The 19,818-nt window shown below is 73.4% G+C and carries 17 protein-coding genes; 11 read left to right on the plus strand and 6 right to left on the minus strand.

The features are described from left to right. Positions 1-43: 43 nt before the first annotated feature. Entirely contained in the window at positions 44-1,141 is a 1,098-nt protein-coding gene (locus tag AB0K03_RS13670) for an ROK family transcriptional regulator (RefSeq protein WP_364684047.1), read from the minus strand. Between the two features lie 91 nt (positions 1,142-1,232). Here AB0K03_RS13670 and AB0K03_RS13675 point away from each other — a divergent pair, with 91 nt between their 5' ends. Further along, a complete protein-coding gene (locus AB0K03_RS13675; RefSeq protein WP_364684049.1) occupies positions 1,233-2,531 on the plus strand; it encodes a DUF1479 domain-containing protein in 1,299 nt (432 codons plus the stop codon). A gap of 81 nt (positions 2,532-2,612) precedes the next feature. Here the strand turns inward: AB0K03_RS13675 and AB0K03_RS13680 are convergent, their stop codons facing one another. The 3 genes from AB0K03_RS13680 to AB0K03_RS13690 are packed head-to-tail and all read right to left on the minus strand — an operon-like array spanning position 2,613 to position 6,417. Beyond that, a complete protein-coding gene (locus AB0K03_RS13680) occupies positions 2,613-4,355 on the minus strand; it encodes an L-lactate permease (protein ID WP_364684050.1) in 1,743 nt (580 codons plus the stop codon). A gap of 44 nt (positions 4,356-4,399) precedes the next feature. Then, entirely contained in the window at positions 4,400-5,479 is a 1,080-nt protein-coding gene (locus AB0K03_RS13685) for a glutamate--cysteine ligase (protein WP_364684052.1), read from the minus strand. Beyond that, the gene (locus AB0K03_RS13690) at positions 5,476-6,417 is read right to left on the minus strand and encodes a class I SAM-dependent methyltransferase (protein WP_364684054.1); all 942 of its coding nucleotides are present in this window, start codon (positions 6,415-6,417) and stop codon (positions 5,476-5,478) included. The genes AB0K03_RS13685 and AB0K03_RS13690 overlap by 4 nt, the downstream gene beginning before the upstream one ends. 76 nt (positions 6,418-6,493) lie before the next feature. Here AB0K03_RS13690 and AB0K03_RS13695 point away from each other — a divergent pair, with 76 nt between their 5' ends. The 7 genes from AB0K03_RS13695 (at position 6,494) to AB0K03_RS13725 (ending at position 12,265) form a co-directional block, all read left to right on the plus strand. Beyond that, complete coding sequence (locus AB0K03_RS13695; protein WP_364684056.1) at positions 6,494-7,495, plus strand: LacI family DNA-binding transcriptional regulator; 1,002 nt, start codon at positions 6,494-6,496, stop codon at positions 7,493-7,495. A gap of 21 nt (positions 7,496-7,516) precedes the next feature. Beyond that, positions 7,517-7,846: an antibiotic biosynthesis monooxygenase gene (locus AB0K03_RS13700; protein WP_364684058.1), complete on the plus strand. Its 330-nt coding sequence runs from the start codon at positions 7,517-7,519 to the stop codon at positions 7,844-7,846. 148 nt (positions 7,847-7,994) lie between these two features. Further along, positions 7,995-8,252 carry a hypothetical protein gene (locus tag AB0K03_RS13705; protein ID WP_364684060.1) on the plus strand — a complete coding sequence of 86 codons (258 nt, stop codon included), beginning with the start codon at positions 7,995-7,997 and terminating at the stop codon, positions 8,250-8,252. Between the two features lie 32 nt (positions 8,253-8,284). After that, entirely contained in the window at positions 8,285-8,737 is a 453-nt protein-coding gene (locus AB0K03_RS13710; RefSeq protein WP_364684062.1) for a DUF6232 family protein, read from the plus strand. A 135-nt stretch (positions 8,738-8,872) separates the two neighbouring features. Then, on the plus strand, positions 8,873-9,337 hold the full coding sequence (locus AB0K03_RS13715) for a hypothetical protein (RefSeq protein WP_364684064.1): 465 nt from the start codon (positions 8,873-8,875) through the stop codon (positions 9,335-9,337). A 172-nt stretch (positions 9,338-9,509) separates the two neighbouring features. After that, positions 9,510-10,760 carry an amidohydrolase gene (locus AB0K03_RS13720; protein WP_364684066.1) on the plus strand — a complete coding sequence of 417 codons (1,251 nt, stop codon included), beginning with the start codon at positions 9,510-9,512 and terminating at the stop codon, positions 10,758-10,760. Then, positions 10,757-12,265 carry an MFS transporter gene (locus tag AB0K03_RS13725; RefSeq protein WP_364684068.1) on the plus strand — a complete coding sequence of 503 codons (1,509 nt, stop codon included), beginning with the start codon at positions 10,757-10,759 and terminating at the stop codon, positions 12,263-12,265. The genes AB0K03_RS13720 and AB0K03_RS13725 overlap by 4 nt, the downstream gene beginning before the upstream one ends. Before the next feature lie 38 nt (positions 12,266-12,303). Here AB0K03_RS13725 and AB0K03_RS13730 read toward each other — a convergent pair whose 3' ends face one another. Further along, positions 12,304-13,080 (minus strand): thioesterase family protein, encoded by a 777-nt coding sequence (locus AB0K03_RS13730; RefSeq protein ID WP_364684070.1) that lies wholly within the window; start codon positions 13,078-13,080, stop codon positions 12,304-12,306. Positions 13,081-13,170: 90 nt separating this feature from the next. Here AB0K03_RS13730 and AB0K03_RS13735 point away from each other — a divergent pair, with 90 nt between their 5' ends. The 3 genes from AB0K03_RS13735 to AB0K03_RS13745 all read left to right on the plus strand — a co-directional run bounded on the left by AB0K03_RS13735 (position 13,171) and on the right by AB0K03_RS13745 (position 18,747). Continuing rightward, positions 13,171-15,969, plus strand: a complete 2,799-nt coding sequence (locus AB0K03_RS13735) for an AAA family ATPase (protein ID WP_364684332.1) — start codon at positions 13,171-13,173, stop codon at positions 15,967-15,969. Positions 15,970-16,057: 88 nt separating this feature from the next. Then, positions 16,058-18,292: a M4 family metallopeptidase gene (locus tag AB0K03_RS13740; RefSeq protein WP_364684072.1), complete on the plus strand. Its 2,235-nt coding sequence runs from the start codon at positions 16,058-16,060 to the stop codon at positions 18,290-18,292. Between the two features lie 209 nt (positions 18,293-18,501). Next, entirely contained in the window at positions 18,502-18,747 is a 246-nt protein-coding gene (locus AB0K03_RS13745) for a hypothetical protein (protein WP_364684073.1), read from the plus strand. Positions 18,748-18,808: 61 nt separating this feature from the next. Here AB0K03_RS13745 and AB0K03_RS13750 read toward each other — a convergent pair whose 3' ends face one another. Then, on the minus strand, positions 18,809-19,816 hold the full coding sequence (locus AB0K03_RS13750; RefSeq protein ID WP_364684075.1) for a TerC/Alx family metal homeostasis membrane protein: 1,008 nt from the start codon (positions 19,814-19,816) through the stop codon (positions 18,809-18,811). Positions 19,817-19,818 lie beyond the last annotated feature (2 nt).

Genomic DNA, 19,818 nt, shown 5'->3' on the forward strand with positions numbered 1-19,818 from the left:
TTCGAGGTCGGTGTGTCCGTGTTCAACGCCGGTCTCCGTGCCGCTACCCGGCCGAGGCGACGATGTCGGCGCGCAGCCGCCGGGCGGCGTCCAGGCGGGCGCCTGCCAGCGCCGGCCGTTCGCGGACGACGGCGGCCCGGATCTCCACCTGGCGGGGCCCGCCCGCGAAGCCGGCGCGGATCGCCTCCAGGATCGCGGGGTCGCTGCCCCAGGGGCCGCCGATGACGACGGCCGTCGGGTCGGCCAGCGCCACCACCGCGGCGAGCACCCCGCTGACGGCCCGGCCGAGTGTGGCGTGCAGCGGGGTCGAAGCGGCGGCCAGGAGTCTGTCGACGTCGATGGCGGTCGTGCCCGGCCGGTGCAGGCCCAACTCGGCGAAGACCCGGGTCAGCGGCATGGCGCGGTCCCGCGGGCCGGTGGTGACGAGGTGGGCGATCTCGCCGGCCAGGCCCGTCGCGCCGCGGCGTACCTCGTCGTCGCTGACGAGCGCGCAGCCCAGGCCCTCGCCCAGGTAGAGGTACGCGAAGTCGGCGAGCGGGGGATCGGCGGCCGCGCGTTCCGCCTGGGCGGCCCAGTTGACGTCGTTGTCGACGACGACCGGCCCGGCGACGGACGCGGCCAGCACCTCGACGGGATCGAGCTCACCGACGAGGAACGGCGCGTCCGGCAGCTGGACGAGCCGGCCGGTGGCCCGGTCGACCGGGTCGGCCGCGCTGACGACCGCCAGCCGCGGCGGAGCCGGTGCCTTGCCGGCGGCCTGCGCGGCGACCGTGCGTACGGCGGCGGCGACCTGGGCGGGGCGGGCCGGTCTGCTGATCCCGTGCTCGGCGCGGGCGATCACCTCGCCGTACGCGTCGACCACCTCGGTGACGGCGCCTTCCGGGGCGATGCCGACCGCGAGCGCCGTACCGATGTCCTCGGCGAGCGCGTAGTAGGAGCCGACCCGTCCGCGTCCCCGCCCGCCCGGCGTGCGGGCACCCGTGTCCGCGACCAGGCCGGCCTCGCTCAGCCGGCGGACACTCTCGCCGGCCGTGGGCTTGGAGATGCCGATCAGGGCGGCCAACTCGGCGCGGGTCAGGCGGCGGTGATCCATGAGGGCCCGCAGGACCCGTTCGTCGGTCGCCGCGCGTACGAGGTCCACGTGCCGATTCTAGTCAGGCCTCTTGCCTGGAACGTGCGGCGCGCCGTACGGTCATTCAAGTAAGGAGAGCTGACTAGAAGGAGCCGCCGCTGTGTCCGCCCCGACCCTTCCGAACGCCACGGAACTGCCCGCCCTGCCGCACTGGGAGGAGACGCCCGAGGACCTCACGGCGGCGATCCGCGAGATCAAGACCGCCCTGCGGGCCCGGATCGCCGCTTCCGGCCGTACCGTCGAGGAGGTCTTCGCCGTCGTCGAGCGGCAGGTGAAGGCCGAGGTCGAGGAGATCGAGGCCGCGCGCGAGCGCGGCGAGACCATCTGGCCGGTCATCGAGTACGCCGACATCGCGGCCGGCGCCGTGCCGGCCGAGACGGTCGCGAAGCTCAAGCGGCGCGGCTGTGCGGTGATCCGCGGCCACTTCGACCGCGAGCAGGCGCTCGGCTGGGACCGCGACATCCTCGAGTACGTCGAGAGCAACCGGTTCTTCGAGAACTACCGCGGCCCCGGCGACGACTTCTTCGGCAGTGTCGGCTCGAAGCCCGAGATCTACCCGATCTACTGGTCGCCCGCGCAGATGCAGGCGCGCCAGAGCGACCGGATGGCGCGCGTGCAGGCGTTCCTCAACAGCCAGTGGAAGCACACTTCCGACGGCGTGCAGTGGTTCGACCCGGAGCGCGACTCGCTCTACCCGGACCGGATCCGCCGCCGCCCGGAGGGCGCGTCGTCCAAGGGTCTGGGCACGCACCTCGACCCGGGCACGCTCGACCTGTGGATGACCCAGGCGTACCAGAAGGCGTTCCGGCACCTCTTCGACGGCACGGTCGAGCAGTACGACCCCTGGGACGCCGCCTACCGTACGGACGGCCCGCAGTACCCCGGCAGCACCATGTGCTCGGCGTTCCGCACGTTCCAGGGCTGGACCGCACTCTCCGACATGGCCCACGACCAGGGCGTGCTGCACACCGTCCCGATCCCGGGCGCGATGGCGTACCTGATGCTGCGCCCGCTGCTGCCCGACGTGCCGGACGACGACATGTGCGGCGTCACCGTCAACCAGGTCTTCCCGGCGAGCGAGAAGTGGCACCCGCTGCTCATGGAGGCCGTCAGCGGCATTCCGGACGTCCGGGCCGGCGACTCGGTCTGGTGGCACTGCGACATGATCCACAGTGTCGCGCCGGTCGAGAATCAGCAGGGCTGGGGCAACGTCATGTACATCCCCGCGGCGCCGTGGTGCCCCCGCAACGAAAGGTACGCGAAGAGCGTGCGCGAGGCGTTCGCGCTGGGGAACAGCCCGAGCGACTTCCCGGAGGAGCACTACGAGAGCACGTGGCCCAACCGGTTCACGGCGCAGGACCTGAACGAGACGGGCCGGCGCGGGCTCGGTCTCGCCTGATCGGTGCGGCGCGGGGCCCCTACGATGCCGGGCATGACCGGCACCCCTGCGATGACGGCGTTCGCCGCGCTGCTGGGCCGGTCAGGGCACCATCCAGCTGAGCACCGGTGTGCCCTGCAGCGTGACCAGGATGCACATCACCAGGAGGAGCAGCAGGCTCCAGCCCACCACCCGGCGGAAGATGTCGCCCTCCCGGCCGGCCATGCCGACCGCCGACGCCGCGATCGCCAGGTTCTGCGGGCTGATCATCTTGCCGAGCACGCCGCCGGAGGAGTTGGCCGCCGCGAGCAGCAGCGGGTCGAGGCCGGCGCGCTCGGCCGTCTGGACCTGCAGCGCGCCGAAGAGCGCGTTGGCCGAGGTGTCCGAGCCGGTCACGGCCACGCCGATCCAGCCGAGGATCGACGAGAGGAAGACGAACAGCCCGCCGGCCGCGGCCAGGAACTCGCCGAGGGTGTTGGTCTGGCCGGACTGGTTCAACACGTACGCCAGGGCCAGCACCGCCATCACCGTCACGATGGCGTGGCGCAGTTCCACGTACGTGCCGGCGTACGCCTTCAGGGCCCGGCCCGGACGGATGCGCAGCACGATCGCGGTGAGCAGGCCCGCCAGGATCATCAGCGTGCCGGCGGCCGGCAGCCAGCCCAGGGTGAACGTCGTCGACGACAGCGGCTTGCCGCTGGAGCCCAGCACGTGCAGGCCCGGCCACGCGAAGGCGACCGTCCACGGCTCCTTCGCCAGCGCCGTCTTGACCGCGCCGATGTTCGCGATCGAGAAGATCGCAATGATGATCAGGTACGGCGCGTAAGCGCGGGCCACCTCGGCCCCGGTGTCGCGCCGCTCGGAGGTGGCGACGGCCGCCCCGCCGGAGGACGGGCCCGGGGAGGAGGGGCGGGTGCCGGAGGCCGCGGGCGCGTCCGCGAGCCGGCCGGCGGGCGGAGCCGCAGCGCCCGGCTCACGCAGGTCGGGAGTCTCCGCGGGCCGCCAGAACCGCAGCAGCAGCACGACCGCCGCCGCCGCGAGCAGCGCCGCGATGATGTCCGTCAGCGGCACCGACACGAAGTTGGACGCCAGGAACTGCCCGGCGGCGAAGACCACGCCGGCGACCAGCGCCGCCGGCCAGGTCTGGCGGACGCCGCGGCGGCCGTCGATGACGGCCACGAGGACCAGCGGTACGACCACCGCCAGCAGTGGCGTCTGCCGGCCGACCATCGCGCCGAGCGTCTCCGTGGTGAGCCGGGCGTCGTCGCTGGCGCCCGAGGTGACCGTACCCAGCGTGACGATCGGCGTCGCGAGGGCGCCGAACGCGACCGGGGCGGTGTTGGCGATCAGCGCGACCGAGGCCGCGCGCAGCGGCGGGAAGCCCAGAGCCATCAGCATGACCACGGTGACCGCCACCGGGGTGCCGAAGCCGGCGAGCGCCTCCAGCAGCGCCCCGAAGCAGAACGCGACGATGATGGCCTGGATGCGCATGTCCGGGCTGACCCGTTCCATCGAGCGGCGCAGCACGTCGAAGTGCCCGCTGACGACGGTCAGGTTGTAGACCCAGATCGCGTTGATGACGATCCACAGGATCGGGAAGAAGCCGAACGCGGCGCCCTCGCTCGCCGACAGCAGCGCCTGGCCGACCGGCATCGAGTAGATCGCGACCGCCACCACGAGCGCGACGAGCAGCGAGATCAGCCCGGCGAGCCAGGCGCGCATGCGGACGGCGCCGAGCAGCACGAACAGCGTGAGCAGAGGCAGGACCGCGAAGATGGCCGAGAGCGCCACGGAGCCGGCGACGGGGTCGGTCACGATCGTGAACTGATCCGACATGGCTGCCATCCAGGATCGTCGATGATGCTGATGGCAATGTAACCGCTGACGGGTTACGGCGAAACCGCCATGGCGGTCAGGACGGCCGGGAGGTTCCCCTCGCGGGCGAGCAGGCGGCGCTGGCGGGCCGCCCCGGTGCCCTCCGCGCGTACGCGTTCGAGGCCCGCCGCCACGGCCGTGTCGTCGCCGAGCCGCCGCAGCGCCGGGGTGACGAGGTCCAGCAGGTCGGCGACGAGGTCCCAGGCCGGGCGGGTCTCGCCCGTACGCGGGTCCAGCAGCGTGCCGTCCATGCCGGAGTGGGCGGCGTTCCAGTGGGCGGCCTCGAGGACGTGATCGGCGATCGGCGCCGCCGGGCCGGCCCCGGCGAGGATCGTGGCGACCAGGCCGCGGATCAGGGCGGCGAGCAGCACGGTGTCGGCGGGCGCCGGGCAGACGTCGGCGACCCGGACCTCGACCGTCGGGTAGGTGGCCGACGGCCGCGCGTACCAGAGGATCATGCTCTGGTCGAGCATCGCGCCGGAGGCCACGAGCGACGCGACGGTGCGGTCGTAGTCGGCGCCGGAGGTGAACGCGGGGAAGGGTCCGAGCGCGGGCCAGCGCTTGAGCTGCAGCGACCGCCAGCTCGCGTGCCCGGTGTCGGAGCCGGCGTAGAACGGGGAGTTGGCCGTGAGCGCCTGCAGGGCCGGCAGCCACGGCCGCAGCTCGGTGCAGACCCGTACGGCGGTCTCCCGGCCGGGCACGCCCACGTGGACGTGGCAGCCGCAGACGGCGGCGTCGTACGCGATGGGGCCGTAGTGCCGGGCGATGGCACGGAAGCGCGGATCGTCGGCGGGCTCCCGGACCGGTTCGGCGACCGGGGTGGCGCCCACCGGCACGAGCAACGCCCCCGCCTCGGCCGCCGCGTCCGCCGCGGCCCGGCGCAGCCCGGTGAGCTCGTGGCCCAGACCGGCCAGGTCAGCGCACACCGGGGTGACCATTTCGAGCATGCTGAGCCGGAACTCCAGCCGGCTCTGCCCGCGGGCCGCGTCGCTCAGCGCGGCGATGACCTTGGGCACCACCGGCGCGTTGTGGCCGGTGACGGGGTCGAGCAGGAGGAACTCCTCCTCGACCCCCAGCGTCAGCCCGGAGGTCACCGGCGGGTCGCGATCAGCACGACCACCGCGATCCGCTCGGCGTGCGCGTACGCGGCGCCGTCCAGCTCCTCGCCGTACACGTCGGGGTCCACCTCGCGATACTCCCATTCGAGGTCGGTACCCGCGAGGCTCTGCGCCGCGGCCGCCCGCAGCGGGTCGCGGCCGTCGGCGATGCCCGTACCGCTGAACAGCACGAGTGAACCGCCCGGGGCGAGCCGCTCCTTGGCCGCGTCGAGGATCTTCAGCGACAGGCCGTGCCCCTCGGGGCCGCCGCCGTCGCGGTACGCCCGCCCGGCCGGGTCGATCATGAACGGCGGGTTGGAGATGATCAGGTCGAAGTCGCCGTCCACGCCCGACAGCAGGTCGCTGTGGCACGGCTTGACGTTCGCGACGCCGGCGAGCGCGGTGTTGACCTCGGTGAAGCGCAGCGCGGTGTCGTTGATGTCCACGCCCAGCACGTCGGCGCCGGGCGCGCGTTTGGCCACCGTGATCGCCCCGGTGCCGGTGCCGCAGCCGATGTCGACCGCCCGGCGTACCGGACGCCCGAGCCGCTCGACATGCGCGGCGGCGGCGTCGGCCATGCGGTAGGTGTCCGGCCCGAAGAACACCGAGTCGGGAGCGTCGGTGGGGAACGCCGAGTGGACGAACAGCTCGCCGTCGTAGCTGGAGAACCGTACGCGGCTGCGCCAGTGCTCGCCGGAGCGGTCCAGCACCCCGGCGGCGTCCATCAGCTCGACGATGCGCCCGGGCAGCGTGCCGGGGTCGAACGGGCGGCTCCACCCGAGCACGTCGCGCAGGTCGCGGGCGAGCGCGTTGCGCGGGCGGCGGTTGACCCGGGCGTGGGTGGCCGGGGTGACGGTGGTGAAGGTGTACCCGAGGTCCTTGAGCGCGACGCCCAGCTCCTGCAGGGCGGTCACGGCGGTCGGCGTCGTGATCATGCCCGCGTGCATGCCCAGCATCGCGCCGGCTAATCCCGGGATCGGCGGGCGCGACTGACACGTGTAACTTGCTCCCGTGACGGATGGTCCGGCCCGCCGCGTGACGAGCGCGGACGTGGCCCGCATCGCCGGGGTGTCCCGCGCGACGGTCAGCTATGTCCTCAACGACACCCCGCGCCAGACGATCTCCGGCGCCACCCGCGCCCGGGTCCTCGACGCCGCCGCCACCCTCGGGTACGCGCCCTCCGCGGCCGCGCGCACGCTGCGTACCGGCCGCTCCGACGTGGTGTTGTGCCTGCTGCCGGACTGGCCCATCGGCCAGGAGGTCGGCAGCCTGCTGACCCACCTGTCCACCGAGTTCGCCGCCGCCGGGCTGACGTTCGTCGTGCATCCCGGCACCCCCGCGGACCGGCCGGGCGGCGACCTGTGGAAGGCGATCACCCCGGCCGCGGTGCTCGCCTTCACCGGCTTCTCGGACGCGGGGATCGCGGCGCTGCGCGCCGCCGGGGTCGCGCTGGTCGTGGCGCTGCTCGGCCCCGGACCCCGGCCGCACCGGGAACTGCAGGCGACCCAGGAGCGCATCGGGCGCCTGCAGGCCGCGCATCTCGCGGACGCGGGTCATCTGCGGATCGGGTACGCGTACCCCGACGACGCCCGGGTCCGCATCTTCGCCGAGCCCCGCCTCGACGGGGTCCGCGCCGGGTGCGCCGAACGCGCGCTGCCGGAGCCCGAGGTGCACACGGTCGCCGTGGACGCCGAGGCCGCCGCGGTGGCGGTGCGCGCGTGGCGCTCGGCCGGCGTGACGGCGGTCTGCGCGTACAACGACGAAGTCGCCCTGGCGGTCCTGGCCGGGATGCGCGACACCGGCCTGGACGCCCCCGCCGGCCTCGCGCTCGTCGGCGTCGACGACCTCCCGGCGGCGCGCCTCGCCGCTCCCGCGCTGACCACCGTGACCACCGACCAGCGCGCCGTGGCCGCCCACCTCGCCGCCACGGTCGTCGCCGCCGTCCGCGGCGGTGAGCGGCCGGTCCTCGACGCCGCGGCCGTGGTCCGCCTCGTCCGGCGCGCGTCCACCTGAGACACCCCCTACCGTGGGGGCATGTCCGAGACCACCATCGCCGCCGGCAAGCCGGGGATCACCGCCATCAACATCTACACCGTCGCCGAGACGCGGCAGAACGCCCTGGTCATGGCCCTGGACAAGGCGACAACCGACATCTTCGCGCAGGTGCCCGGCTTCATCTCCGCCACCGTGCACGCCAGCCTCGACCGCACCCGCGTGGTGAACTACGCGCAGTGGACGAGCCTGGAGGCGTACGAGGAGATGCTGCGCCGGCCGGAGGTCCGCGAGCACCTGCTCGAGGTCATGTCGATCGCGCACACCGCGGACCCGCGGCTCTACACGGTCAGGTCCGTGCACCGCCCCTGACCCGCCCGGCGCCCTCACCGGTCCGGCGTCCGCGGCCGGCCCGTCGCGGATCGGCCGCCGGAATCCATGGCGGCGGCGTGCGGGAGGGGCCTAGCCTAGGTCTTCGGACAAGAGGCACACGCCGGAATCTGGCCGGGAGGTCGGTCCGATGGGAACCAACGACCGGGAACGACAGTTCGACCAGATCGTCGCGCGCCTGACCGCGGACTATCCGTCGCTGGCCGGCCGCCGGCGCCGGTCCCGGCGGGTCGTGGCCGCGCTCGCCGTCCTGGGCGGGCTGGTCTGGGGGCTGCTGTCGGTGGCGATGGTCGCCTGGGGAGCGGCGGGGGTGGCGCTCACCCTCCTGATCGTGGGCGCGACCGGCACGGCTATCGCCGTGGACGAATACCGGTGGCGCAACCGCTGACCGTCTCCGGGCTGCGGTGACAGGGGCGCCGGATGCGGATCTATTACCACGACCCGGGGGTCTGCGTCAGCTCCGCGGCGTTCTCCGTGCCGGGCTTCCGCTATCCGTTGGACGACATCGAGCGGGTCTGGCGGGTCCGTCGCCGGGCCCTCGGCCGCCGGTCGCTGGCCGCCGCGGCCCTGCTGACCGGCGCCGGCCTGGCGCAGGTCGGCATCTGCCTGGCCGGCCGGTGGATCCTCGGCGGCCGCGGCCTGGCGCTCGTCGTCGCGGCGCTCGTGGTCGTCCGGGCCATGGCCCGGCTCATCACCGGTGCGGTGGCCGTCAACGCCGTCGAGGACCTGCGCCGCTACGGCCGGCGCCTCGAGCTGTGGGCCGGCATCCAGGGCACCCCGGTGCTGCTGGTCAGCACCGACGACGCCATCCGGCACGGCCGGATCTGCCGGGCCCTGGCCCGCGCGCTGGGCGACCGCGCCGACATGCGCTGACGGTGAGCAGATCGACCCGCTGCCGGGACTGCAGCGGCGGCATTGACAACAGACGCACAGGTACGGCACACGGTGGGTTCAGCCTCGGCCGCAAGAGTGGGCAGCGTAGACGACGACGGCTTGGGGGAGTCCGAGATGCTCGTGCAGCTGAACCGCACCGACCAGAACAGGGCGTTCGCGCCCAACTCCACAGCGCTGCCCGCGCCGGACCTCAACCGGCAGCGCGCCGACCCGGTGGTGGCCGTGCTGGGCCGGCCCAGCCGGGTGGCCGCTCTCGGCGCGCACCTGCCCGGCGGCTGGACGCTACGCTTCGCCGCCGGCCTCGACGACGTGCGCACGGGGGAGATCCTGCTGCTCAGCGGCGCGAAGCGGCCGGACGTGGTCCGGGCCCGTGCCGCGCTGTCCGCGCGTACCCGGATCGTGGCGCTGGTCGACGACGACGCCCCGGCCGACCTGGTCGCCGGCGTGCTCAGCGACGGCGCGGACGTGTGCGTCCGCGGCGGTCAGCCGGTGATCCTGGCGAGTCACCTCATCGCGTGCCGCCGCCGCCAGACCGCCGACCGGTGGATCAACCTCGAGGCCGCGCTGCCGCCGGCGTGACGGTCGCCGGGCCGCCCGCGGCGGCCCGGCGGGTCCGGGGATCCGCCCGTGCGGACGGCATGGCGTCCGGCTCCGGGACCATCGGCCCTACCGCGCCCGGCGCGCCCGCGAAGACCGTGGATGGCGACCCTCAGGCCTTCTTTCGCAGCGAGCCCCGGCGGCATGGTGCCGGATGCGCGCAGCCGGGGAGATGAGCGCAATGGCCGGCGCCGGTGACGTGCTGAAGCGGATCGACGAGACGCGGACGTGGCAGGAGCAGCTCTACCGGCACCTGCACGCCCATCCGGAGCTGAGCTCGCACGAAGTGCGGACCGCGGCCGAGATCGCCCGGCGCCTCCGGGAGTGGGGCTACGAGGTGCAGCACATCGGCGGCGGCGTCGTGGGGGTCCTCGCCAACGGCAACGGCCGGACCGTGCTCATGCGCGCCGACATCGACGCTCTGCCGGTGACCGAGCTCACCGGCCTGCCGTACGCGTCCACCGTCACCGCCGTGGACGAGTCCGGTGCGGCAGTCGGTGTCGCCCACGCGTGCGGGCACGATGTCCACATCACCTGCCTGCTGGGGGCGGCCGCGCTGCTGAGCGGGGCCAGACAGGCCTGGAGCGGCACGTTCATCGCCCTCTTCCAGCCGGCGGAGGAGACCGCCGCGGGCGCGCGGGCCATGCTCGCCGACGGGCTCACCAGCAGGATCCCCCGTCCCGATGTCGCCTTCGGACAGCACGTCCTCAACCACGAGGCCGGGGTGCTCGGCTGGCAGGCCGGCCCGGTCCTCTCGGCGGGCGACAGCATCAGGATCACCCTGTCCGGCAGAGGGTCGCACGGCTCGATGCCGCACCTGGGCGTCGACCCCGTCGTGCTGGCCGCCTCCGTCGTGCTGCGCCTGCAGACGATCGTGGCCCGGGAGGTCGAGCCCGGGGAGTTCGCCGTGGTGACGGTCGGCAGCAGCGTCGCCGGCACGAAGAGCAACATCATCGCCGACCACGCGGTCCTGCTCGTCAACGTGCGGACCTACGACGCGGAGATCCGCGAGCGGGTCATCGCGAGCATCGAGCGGATCGTCCGCGCGGAGTGTGAGGCTTCGGGATCGCCTGAGCCGCCGGCGTTCGAGTACTACGACCAGTTCCCGTTGACGGACAACGACCCGACGGTGACCGCCCGGGTCGCGGCGGCCTTCCGGGAGTACTTCGGCGAGGACCGGGTCGTCGAGCTCGGCCGGATCACCGCCAGCGAGGACTTCAGCCGGGTCCCGGACGCCTTCGGGATCCCGTACAGCTACTGGGGCGTCGGCGGCTTCACCCGCGACCAGCAGGCGTACCCCAACCACTCGCCGCACTTCGCGCCGGCGATCCATCCGACGCTCGACGCCGGGACCGAGGCCATCGTCGTGGCGACGCTGGCCTACCTCGGGGAGGACGCGTCATGACAACCACCCAGCCGGCCACGGCGGCCGGGCAGGGATTCAAGGGCAACGACCGGCTGCTGACGGGCATGGTGCTCGGCGTCCTGACCTTCTGGATGTTCGCCGGCACGGTGGGAACCGTCGCCCGCAGCATCCTCACGGACATCAACGGCGCGCCGATCGACGAGGTGGCCAGGCCGCTGGTCAGCCTCGACCAGATGAACCTCGCCGTCTCGATCACGGCGCTCTTCTCCGGCCTGTTCATCGTGTTCATGGGCGGCCTGGCCGACCGCGTGGGCCGGGTGCGTATCGCCCTGGTCGGCAACGCCCTGGGGATCCTCGGCTCCCTCCTGATCATCCTCGCCTCGGGCGGCGCGGCCCTGCCGCTGCTGCTGGCGGGGCGGGCGATCCAGGGCCTGTCGGCAGCGTGCATCATGCCCGCGACCATGGCCCTGGTGAAGGCCTACTGGGACGGTGCGGCGCGGCAGCGGGCCGTGTCGATGTGGTCCATCGGATCCTGGGGAGGCTCGGGTGTGGCGGCGCTCTACGGCGGATTCGTGGCGTCGACCTTCAACTGGCGCGTCATCTTCTACCTCGCGATCGCGGTCTCGGCGGCCTCCATCGCGCTGATCTGGGGCACTCCCGAGAGCCGTGCCGAGCGCGGCGCGCACGCCCGGTTCGACGTGGTGGGCCTGGTGATCTTCATGATCACCGTGCTGTCCCTCATGATCGTGTTGATCTTCGGCCGCCAGCTGGGGTGGGCGTCGGTCACCACGCTGGTCCTCGCCGCCGTGGCCGTCATCGGCGGCGTCGCGTTCTTCTTCTACGAACGGACGCGGGTCTCGCCCTTCGTCGACTTCGGGCTGTTCCGCAACACGACGTTCACCGGCGCCACGATCTCGAACTTCGTCCTCAACGGCACGATCGGTCTGCTCATCGTCAGCCAGCAGATGCTCCAGATCGCCCGCCCCGAGCTGTTCGACCCGTGGAAGGCCGGGCTGCTGACCATCGGCTACGCGGTCGCGATCATCGGGTTCATCCGGGTCGGTGAGAAGCTGCTCCGGCGGTTCGGCCCCCGCAAGCCGATGCTCTGGGGTTCCATGATCGTCGCGCTGTCCTGCGTCCTGCTCATGCCGACGAACATCCTGGTGGGCCCGTACATCGTGCTCGCCGTCATCGCCTACAGCCTCTTCGGCGTCGGCCTGGCCTTCTACGCGACCCCGTCGACGGACGCCGCGCTGTCCAACCTCCCACCGGCCGAGGCGGGAGCCGGCGCGGGCATCTACAAGATGGCGTCGTCGCTCGGGAGCGCCATCGGGGCGGCGCTGTCGCTGACGATCTTCAGCTCGTTCCTGGGCAGCGGCGTGACGATCGTCGGTGAGCTGCTGCACACCCAGGGCATCCAGACCAACGCCGCGGTCCGCCAGGCGGGGCTCATCACGTTCCTCTTCAACCTCGTCCTCGCGCTGATCGCGATCATCTCGATCCTCGTCACGATTCCCAAGGGGCGCGAGTACAGCGCCGAATGAGCCGGCTGCCCGCGCCGATCGGCGCGGTGCGGCCCGGGTCAGATCGGGCGGATCGTCAGGATCTGCTCGGCGCGGCCGACCGGTCCCCGGTCGTCGTGCAGCACGCTGCTCGTCAGCCCCACGCCCTGCGCCCCGAACGTGACCGCCGTGTCCAGCCCCACCCAGCGCCCTTCCGGCTGCCGGTGCAGGTGGATGGTCAGGTCCAGGTTGGGGAACATCCATTCCTTGGGGGACTCGCGCACCGCGATGCCGTTGGCCGTGTCGATCAGTTTCACGTACTCGGCGAGCGGGCTCGCCTCCTCGCCGGCGACCAGGCTCGCGGCGGAGGTGATCCAGACCCGAGCGTGGCCGGGGCGTGGCTCGCCGACCGGGCGTACGTCCACCGAGCCGATGAAGCCGCCGGGCCACACGTCGCCGAGCGGGTACGAGACCAGCCCGTCCGGGTGCGGCAGGACACCGCCGTCGCCGCCGGCCACCGCCGCGGTGTCGTACGGGCCCATGCGCCAGATCCGCGCGCGGACGGCGACCCGCCCCCGCGCGGTCACCACGGCCTCGAGCAGCTCGATGGTGCGTCCGGGCCGTACGACGGTCACCTCCACGTCGAACTCCGCGAGCTTCAGCACGCCCAGGATGTCCATGCTGATCCGCGTGATCACCATGCCGTCGGGCCCGCGCCGGGCGGCGAAGCGTTCCACCTCGTGCGCGATCAGGCCGGTCATCGGGGCGATGTGTTGCTCGTCGGTGGCCCAGGCACCGCCGGTCAGCTCGCTGGGCCGGAACCGGCCGGCGCTCACGCGCGCGAAGTAGCTCGTCACGCTCCGAGCGTAGAGCGGCGGCCCATTGATGCATTCCCGGAGGGTCCTTAGGCTGCAACCGATCGACCGGTATCCACCTGGGGAGACGCCCTGGACACCCCCGCGCGGCCCGCGAACGCTGCCCTCGTCGGCAGGCAGCCGCTGCTGGCCGCCGTGGAGGCCCGGCTGGCTTCCGGCGGCGGGGTGGCCCTGCACGGGCCGGAGGGCATCGGCAAGACGGCCCTGCTCGACGCCGTCGCCGCCGCGGCGTGCGCGCGTGGTGAGCTGGTCGTACGGCTGCGGCCCGCCCCGGCCGAGCGGCTGCTGCCGTACGCGGGGATCGCGGACCTCGTGGCGCAGCTGCCGCAGGCCGCCGTCGCCGCCCTGCCCCCGGCGCACCGCGCGGCCCTGGCCGTCCTGCGCCGCGGCAGCGCTCCCCGCACCGGCGCCCCGGCCCTGGCCCGTCGCCTGGTCCTGCCCAGCCTGCTGGCCCACTGCGCCCGCGGCGGCCCGGTCCTGCTCGTGGTGGACGACGTGCAGTGGCTCGACGCCGAGTCCGCCGAGCTGATCGGGTTCGCCATGCGCCGTCGCCCGGGGCCGCGGGTCCGGGTGGTGGCCGCGCAACGCCATCCGGACGAGGCCGGCCGGCACCGTGCGGCCCGGCTCTGCCCCGCGCCGGTCGCCGACCTGCTGGTCCCGCCGCTGGACCCGGACGACCTGACCGCGCTGCTCGAGGAGCGCGGCCTGCCGTGCCGGAAGGCCGCGGCGCTGCACGAGGCGAGCGGGGGCAATCCGCTGCTCGCCCTGGCTCTGGGCGGCGTGGTCGGCGCCGGGCCGGCGTGGCGCCCGGCGCCGCTGCCCGAGGCAGCCCGGGCGGTGCTGCGCCGCCGCCTGTCCGCGCTGCCGCCACATGTCACGTCGACGCTGCTGGTGGCCGCCCTGGCCACCGAGCCCACCATCGCGACGCTGACCCGCTGCGGGCACGACGACGCCGCCCGCGACGTGCGCGCGGCGGCGGCCGCCGGGGTGGTCCGGCTGGACGGCGAGACGATCCGGTTCACGCCGCCCGCGCTGGCCGGCGTCCTGGCCGAGGACGCGGGCGCCGCCCGGCGCGCCGGGGTGCACGACGCGCTGGCCGACGCGGCGCTGGACGAGACGGTGGCCGTCCGGCACCGGGCCCTGCGCAGCGGCCGCCCGGACGCCGACGTGGCCCGCGAGCTGGTCCGCGCGGCGACCTGGGCCGCGGCCCGCGGCGACGGGGGCACCGCGGCGGAGCTGCACCTGCTGGCCGCCGACCGGTGCCCGCGCAGCCTGGCGGCCGAGCGTTTCGACTGGCTCGTGGCGGCCGCGCGGACGGCGACGACCGCCGGGGCGCCCGAGCTGGCCGGCCGGGCCGCCGAGGCCGTGCTAGCCGCGGCCGGCGCGCCGGCCGTGCACCGGGTCCGGGCCCGGCTGGTGCTGCTGGACCTGGCCGGGCAGGCGCTCGCCGACATGGGGGAGACGTTCGCCGCGGCGCTCAACGAGGCCGGCGGCGACGCGATGCTGCTGGCGGCGGTCCGGCTCCGGCTGACCTGGGCGGCCATGCTCGGCGGCGCGCCGGACACCGCCGCCTCGTGCGCCGCCGAGGCGGCCGCCGACGCCCGGCTGGCCGGCGACCCGGCCACCGAGGCGATGGCCCTGAGCGCCCTCGCCCAGGTGCAGCGGTTGCGCGGCGAAGCGGAGTGGACGGGCACGCTGGAGCGCGCGCTGGCGCTGCCCGCGCCGCCGGAGCCGGGCTGGCTGCACCTGAGCCCGCGCTATCTGGCGGCCCGTTTCGCCATGATGGACGACCGGCTCGACGAAGCCCGCGCGGAACTGCTCACGCTGCTCGCCGTCGCGGAGCACGACCGTACGGGCGAAGCGCTCGTCGAAGTGCTCCGCAGCCTGTCCGAGGTGGCCACCCGCGCCGGGCGCTGCCGCGACGCGCTGCGGTACGCCCACCGCGCCGTCACCGCCGCCCAGCGGGCCGGGCTCAGTCCCGGGCCGACCTGGTACACGGCGGCCGTCGCCGAGCTGGCCGGTGGCAGCCTCGAGGCCGCCGCCGGGTACGCCCAGCGCGGCGCCCGCGCGTCCGAACAGGAGGGTGACAGCCTCTACCTGCGCCGCAACCTGCACGCCCTGGGCCAGGCGCGGCTGCGCTCGGGCGACACCCGGGCCGGCGTGGCGGCGCTGCGCAGGCTCCGTGAGCTGGAGGGCGGCGCGGCGGACCCGATGATCGTGCGCTGGCAGGGCGATCTCGCGGGCGGCCTGGCGGCGCTGGGCGAGCACGACGAGGCGGCCCGCATGCTCGCCGAGGCGCGGGCCGCCGCCGAGCGGCTCGGTGCCTCGCCGGGCCTGAACGGCTACCTCGACCGGGCCACGGCGGTCGTGCTCTCCGAGAGCGGTCAGGCCGACTCGGCCGTCCGCCTGTCGGCCGCCGCGGCACAGCGGTTCGCCGGCCTGCGCCAGCCCGTCGAGCAGGCCCACGCGCTGCTCGTGCAGGGCGGGGCGGAACGGCGGCGCCGCCGGTACGCGGCCGCCCGCGTGGCCATCGGCGCGGCGCTCGCCCTGTTCCTGGCCGCGGAGGCGAAGCCGTGGACCGAGCAGACGCAGCGTGCGCTGGCCCGTACCGAGGGAACCGCGGCCCTGCCCGCCGACCTGGGCCTGACCGCCACCGAGGCCCGCATCGCCGGCCTGGTGCGCGAGGGCGCCAGCAACCGGGAGATCGCCACCCGGCTGTTCCTCAGCGTCAAGACGGTCGAGGCGACCCTCACCCGGGTCTACCGCAAACTGGGCGTACGCTCCCGCACCCAGCTCTCCCAGCGGCTCGGCGCGACCGCCCCCGCATCGACAAGGGTTTTCCCCGATTCGGTGACGGCTGTCGATCCCTAGCGTCACAGCCAGTCAGCCTGGTGCCGCCCGACCCCGGGACCTCGCGCCCAGGCCTCGCCCTGACCGGGTCGAGAGAAGGAGTACGAGCGTGGGACGTAAGAAACTCATCCCGGCCGCGGCGGCGCTCGCCGCCGGGGCCGCGCTGACGCTGGCGGCCTCGCCGGCCTCCGCCCAGCCGCAGCAGTCGCCCAGCCCCGCACCTGCCCCCTCCGCGCTGGCCGCGGCCTCCGCCGACCGGCTCGTCGGCAGCGCCGGCACCGCGTCGCTGCTGCGCCGCGCCGACGGGGACGCCCTCAAGCGCACCGGCGTCGTGCAGGGCACGCGTGGCCTGCAGTACGTGACGTACGCCCGCACGTTCAAGGGCCTGCCCGTGGTCGGCGGCGACGTCGTGGTGACCACGGACGCGGCCGGCACGGTCAAGGACACCGCGGTCGCGCAGACGGGCGCGATCGACGTCGCGACGACCGCCACGGTCAGCGCCGCGAAGGCCACCGCGGCCGCGCGGGCCCGGCTGGCCACGGTGGACAGCGCCGCGCCCGCGCAGCTCAAGGTCCTCGCCTGGGGCACGCCCAAGCTCGCGTACGAGGTGGTCGTCGAGGGACGCACCGCCCAGCAGCGGCCGAGCCGCCTGCACGTGTTCGTCGACGCGCGTACCGGCCGGGTCCTCGATCAGGTCGACGACGTCCGCGAGGGTACGGGCAACGGCTACTACTACGGCAATGTCACCATCAACACCTCGGGCTCGGGGTCCTCGTACTCGATGACCGACACCACCCGTCCCGGCCTCAAGTGCGGCGGGCAGAACGGCAGCGCGTACACCGGCACGGACGACGCGTGGGGCAACGGCTCGGGCACCAACCTCGAGACCGCCTGCGTCGACGCGTTGTGGGGCGCGCAGCGTGAGGTCGACATGTTCTCGGCCTGGTTCGGCCGCAACGGCATCCTGGGCAACGGCTCCAACCCGCCGATCCGGGTGGGGCTGTCCGACGTGAACGCCTACTGGAACGGCTCGTACGTCAACTTCGGCCACAACCAGGCGAACACCCGGCAGGCGACCCCGATCGACGTGGTGGGCCACGAGCTGGGCCACGCCGTCTTCCAGAACACGCCGGGCGGCGCGGGCAGCGGCAACGAGAACGGCGGCATCAACGAGTCCACCGGCGACATCTTCGGCGCGCTGACCGAGGCGTACGCGAACAGCCCGCTGGACCCGCCGGACTACAGCGTCGGCGAGGAGGTGGACCTGGTCGGCGACGGCCCGATCCGCTACATGTACAACCCGTCGCTCGCCGGCGACCCGAACTGCTGGTCGAGCTCGATCCCGTCGACCGAGGTGCACTCGGCGGCCGGCCCGCTCAACCACTGGTTCTACCTGGTGGCCGAGGGCTCCGCGCCGAGCAACGGGCAGCCGTCCAGCCCGACCTGCAACTCCTCGTCGGTCACCGGCATCTCGATCCGCAAGGCCGGCGAGATCTACTACAACGCGATGCAGGCCAAGACCTCCACGTGGAAGTACGCCAGCATCCGTACGGCCACGCTGAACGCGGCGAAGAACCTCTACCCGGGCAGCTGCACCGAGTTCGACACGGTCAAGGCGGCGTGGAACGCGATCAGCGTCCCCGCGCAGTCCGGCGAGGCGACCTGCACCGGCGGCGGTACGCCCACGAACGACTTCTCGATCTCGGCGTCGCCGGCTTCGGGCAGTGTGGCCGCGGGCTCGGCGGCCACCACGACGATCGCCACCGCGACCACCGCGGGCTCGGCGCAGTCCGTCGCGCTCAGCGCCTCGGGCCTGCCCGGCGGCGCGACCGCGGCGTTCAGCCCGGCCTCGGTGACCTCCGGCTCGTCGTCCACGCTGACGATCTCGACCAGCGCGTCCACCCCGGCGGGCAGCTACCCGGTCACCGTCACCGGCACCGGCTCCGCGACGCACACCGCCACGTACACGCTGACCGTCACCGGCGGCACCGGCGGCGGCTGCACCGGCACCAACGGCACCGACGTGGCCATCCCGGACGCCGGGTCCGCGGTGACCAGCACGATCACGATCAGCGGCTGCGCGCGCAACGCCTCGGCCACCTCGACGGTGGCGGTCTCGATCGTCCACACGTACCGCGGTGACCTGGTCGTGGACCTGGTCGCGCCGGACGGGTCGTCGTACCGGCTGAAGAACAGCAGCTCCTCGGACAGCGCCGACAACGTCAACGCCACCTACACGGTGAACCTCTCCTCGGAGGCGGCGAACGGCGCCTGGAAGCTGCAGGTACGCGACGTGTACAGCTGGGACACGGGCCGTATCGACACCTGGACGCTGACCCTCTAGTTTTTACTCCCCTGTGGTGCAAAACACGGGAGGGGCGTGACCAGGCAATAAGCAACGCAGAGTGACGCGGGCTACAGCATTCCGGTGGCCCGCGTCACGTCTGCATCGAATGTTTTACCTGGTTGATTTGTTGCGGTAGTCCGTAAGGCGGAAGCTGGATCACGAGAGCGACGAGGCTTTCGCCATCACTTTCCGTAAGGAGACGGACGATGCCCCTCAAGAACCGAATCACCGACGCGCGCATCAGCCTGGCGAACCGTCGTACGCAGCGACGGGCGCACCGGCAGCTGAGCGCGGAGCTGGCTGCCTTCCAGACCCCGGCCGAACGCGCCGAGCTGGACCTCATCCTCGGCCGTCACGACGAGGCCGACACCGCGCAGATCCGCGCGATCCTCAACCAGCAGGACTACGAGCGGATGCGTACGCGGACCGCCGTCGGCAGTTATCGCGGCTGAGCGCGCCACCCCCAGCGCGAAGGCCCCGGCGCTCTGCCGGGGCCTTCGTCGTCTCCGCAGGTCAGCGGTCCGCGTGGTCCTCGCGCGGCGCGTGGGCCCGCAGGCTGCCGGCGTGGGCCTTCGCCGTCGGGTCGCGCCGGGTCTTCGCCAGGCTGGCCACCGTCGTGATCACCAGGATGACCAGGATGACGATCAGCGAGACCGGCGTGCTGATCTGCGGCGCGTCGTGCCAGACGTCCTCGTGCAGCCAGTGCAGCACGAGCTTCACGCCGATGAAGGCGAGGATCAGCGACAGGCCGGTCGACAGGTAGACCAGCCGGTCCAGCAGCCCCTTCACGAGGAAGAACAGGGCGCGCAGCCCGAGCAATGCGAAGGCGTTGGCGACGAAGACGATGTACGCCTCCTCGGTCACGCCGAACACCGCCGGGATCGAGTCGAGCGCGAAGAGCAGGTCGGTGCTGCCGATCGCGATCAGCGTGATGAACAGCGGTGTGGCCATGCGGCGCCCGTCGATGCGGGCGAACAGCTTGCCGCCGGCGTACTGATCGGTCACCGGGAAGAGCCGCTTGCTGGCCTTGACCAGGGCGTTGTCGTCGACACTGGGATCCTCGTCGCGGTGCCGGAAGAGCTGCACCGCGGTGTAGATCAGCAGCAGGCCGAAGATCAGGAACATGAACGAGAACAGCGACAGCAGCGTCGCGCCCAGCGCGATGAAGACGACCCGCAGCACCAGCGCGATGATGATGCCGAAGGTCAGCACCTCCTGCTGGTACTTCTCGGGCACCGCGAAGGTGCTCATGATGATCACGAAGACGAAGAGGTTGTCGACCGACAGGCTCTTCTCGACGATGTAGCCGGCGAAGTACTCGGTGCCGTAGTCCCACCCGGCGATCTGGGCGAAGACGACGCCGAACGCCAGGGCGACGGCGATGTAGAAGACCGACCAGGCGGTGGCCTCGCGAAAACCCACGGCGTGCGGTCGCAGCACGCCGAGGGTCAGGTCGAGGGCGAGCAGGGCGACGATGACCGCGATGGTCAGCGTCCAGCCGAGCGCGGTGACCTCCAGCATCA

Source organism: Actinoplanes sp. NPDC049316 (assembly GCF_040677315.1).
In the GTDB taxonomy this organism is placed as follows: Bacteria; Actinomycetota; Actinomycetes; order Mycobacteriales; family Micromonosporaceae; genus Actinoplanes.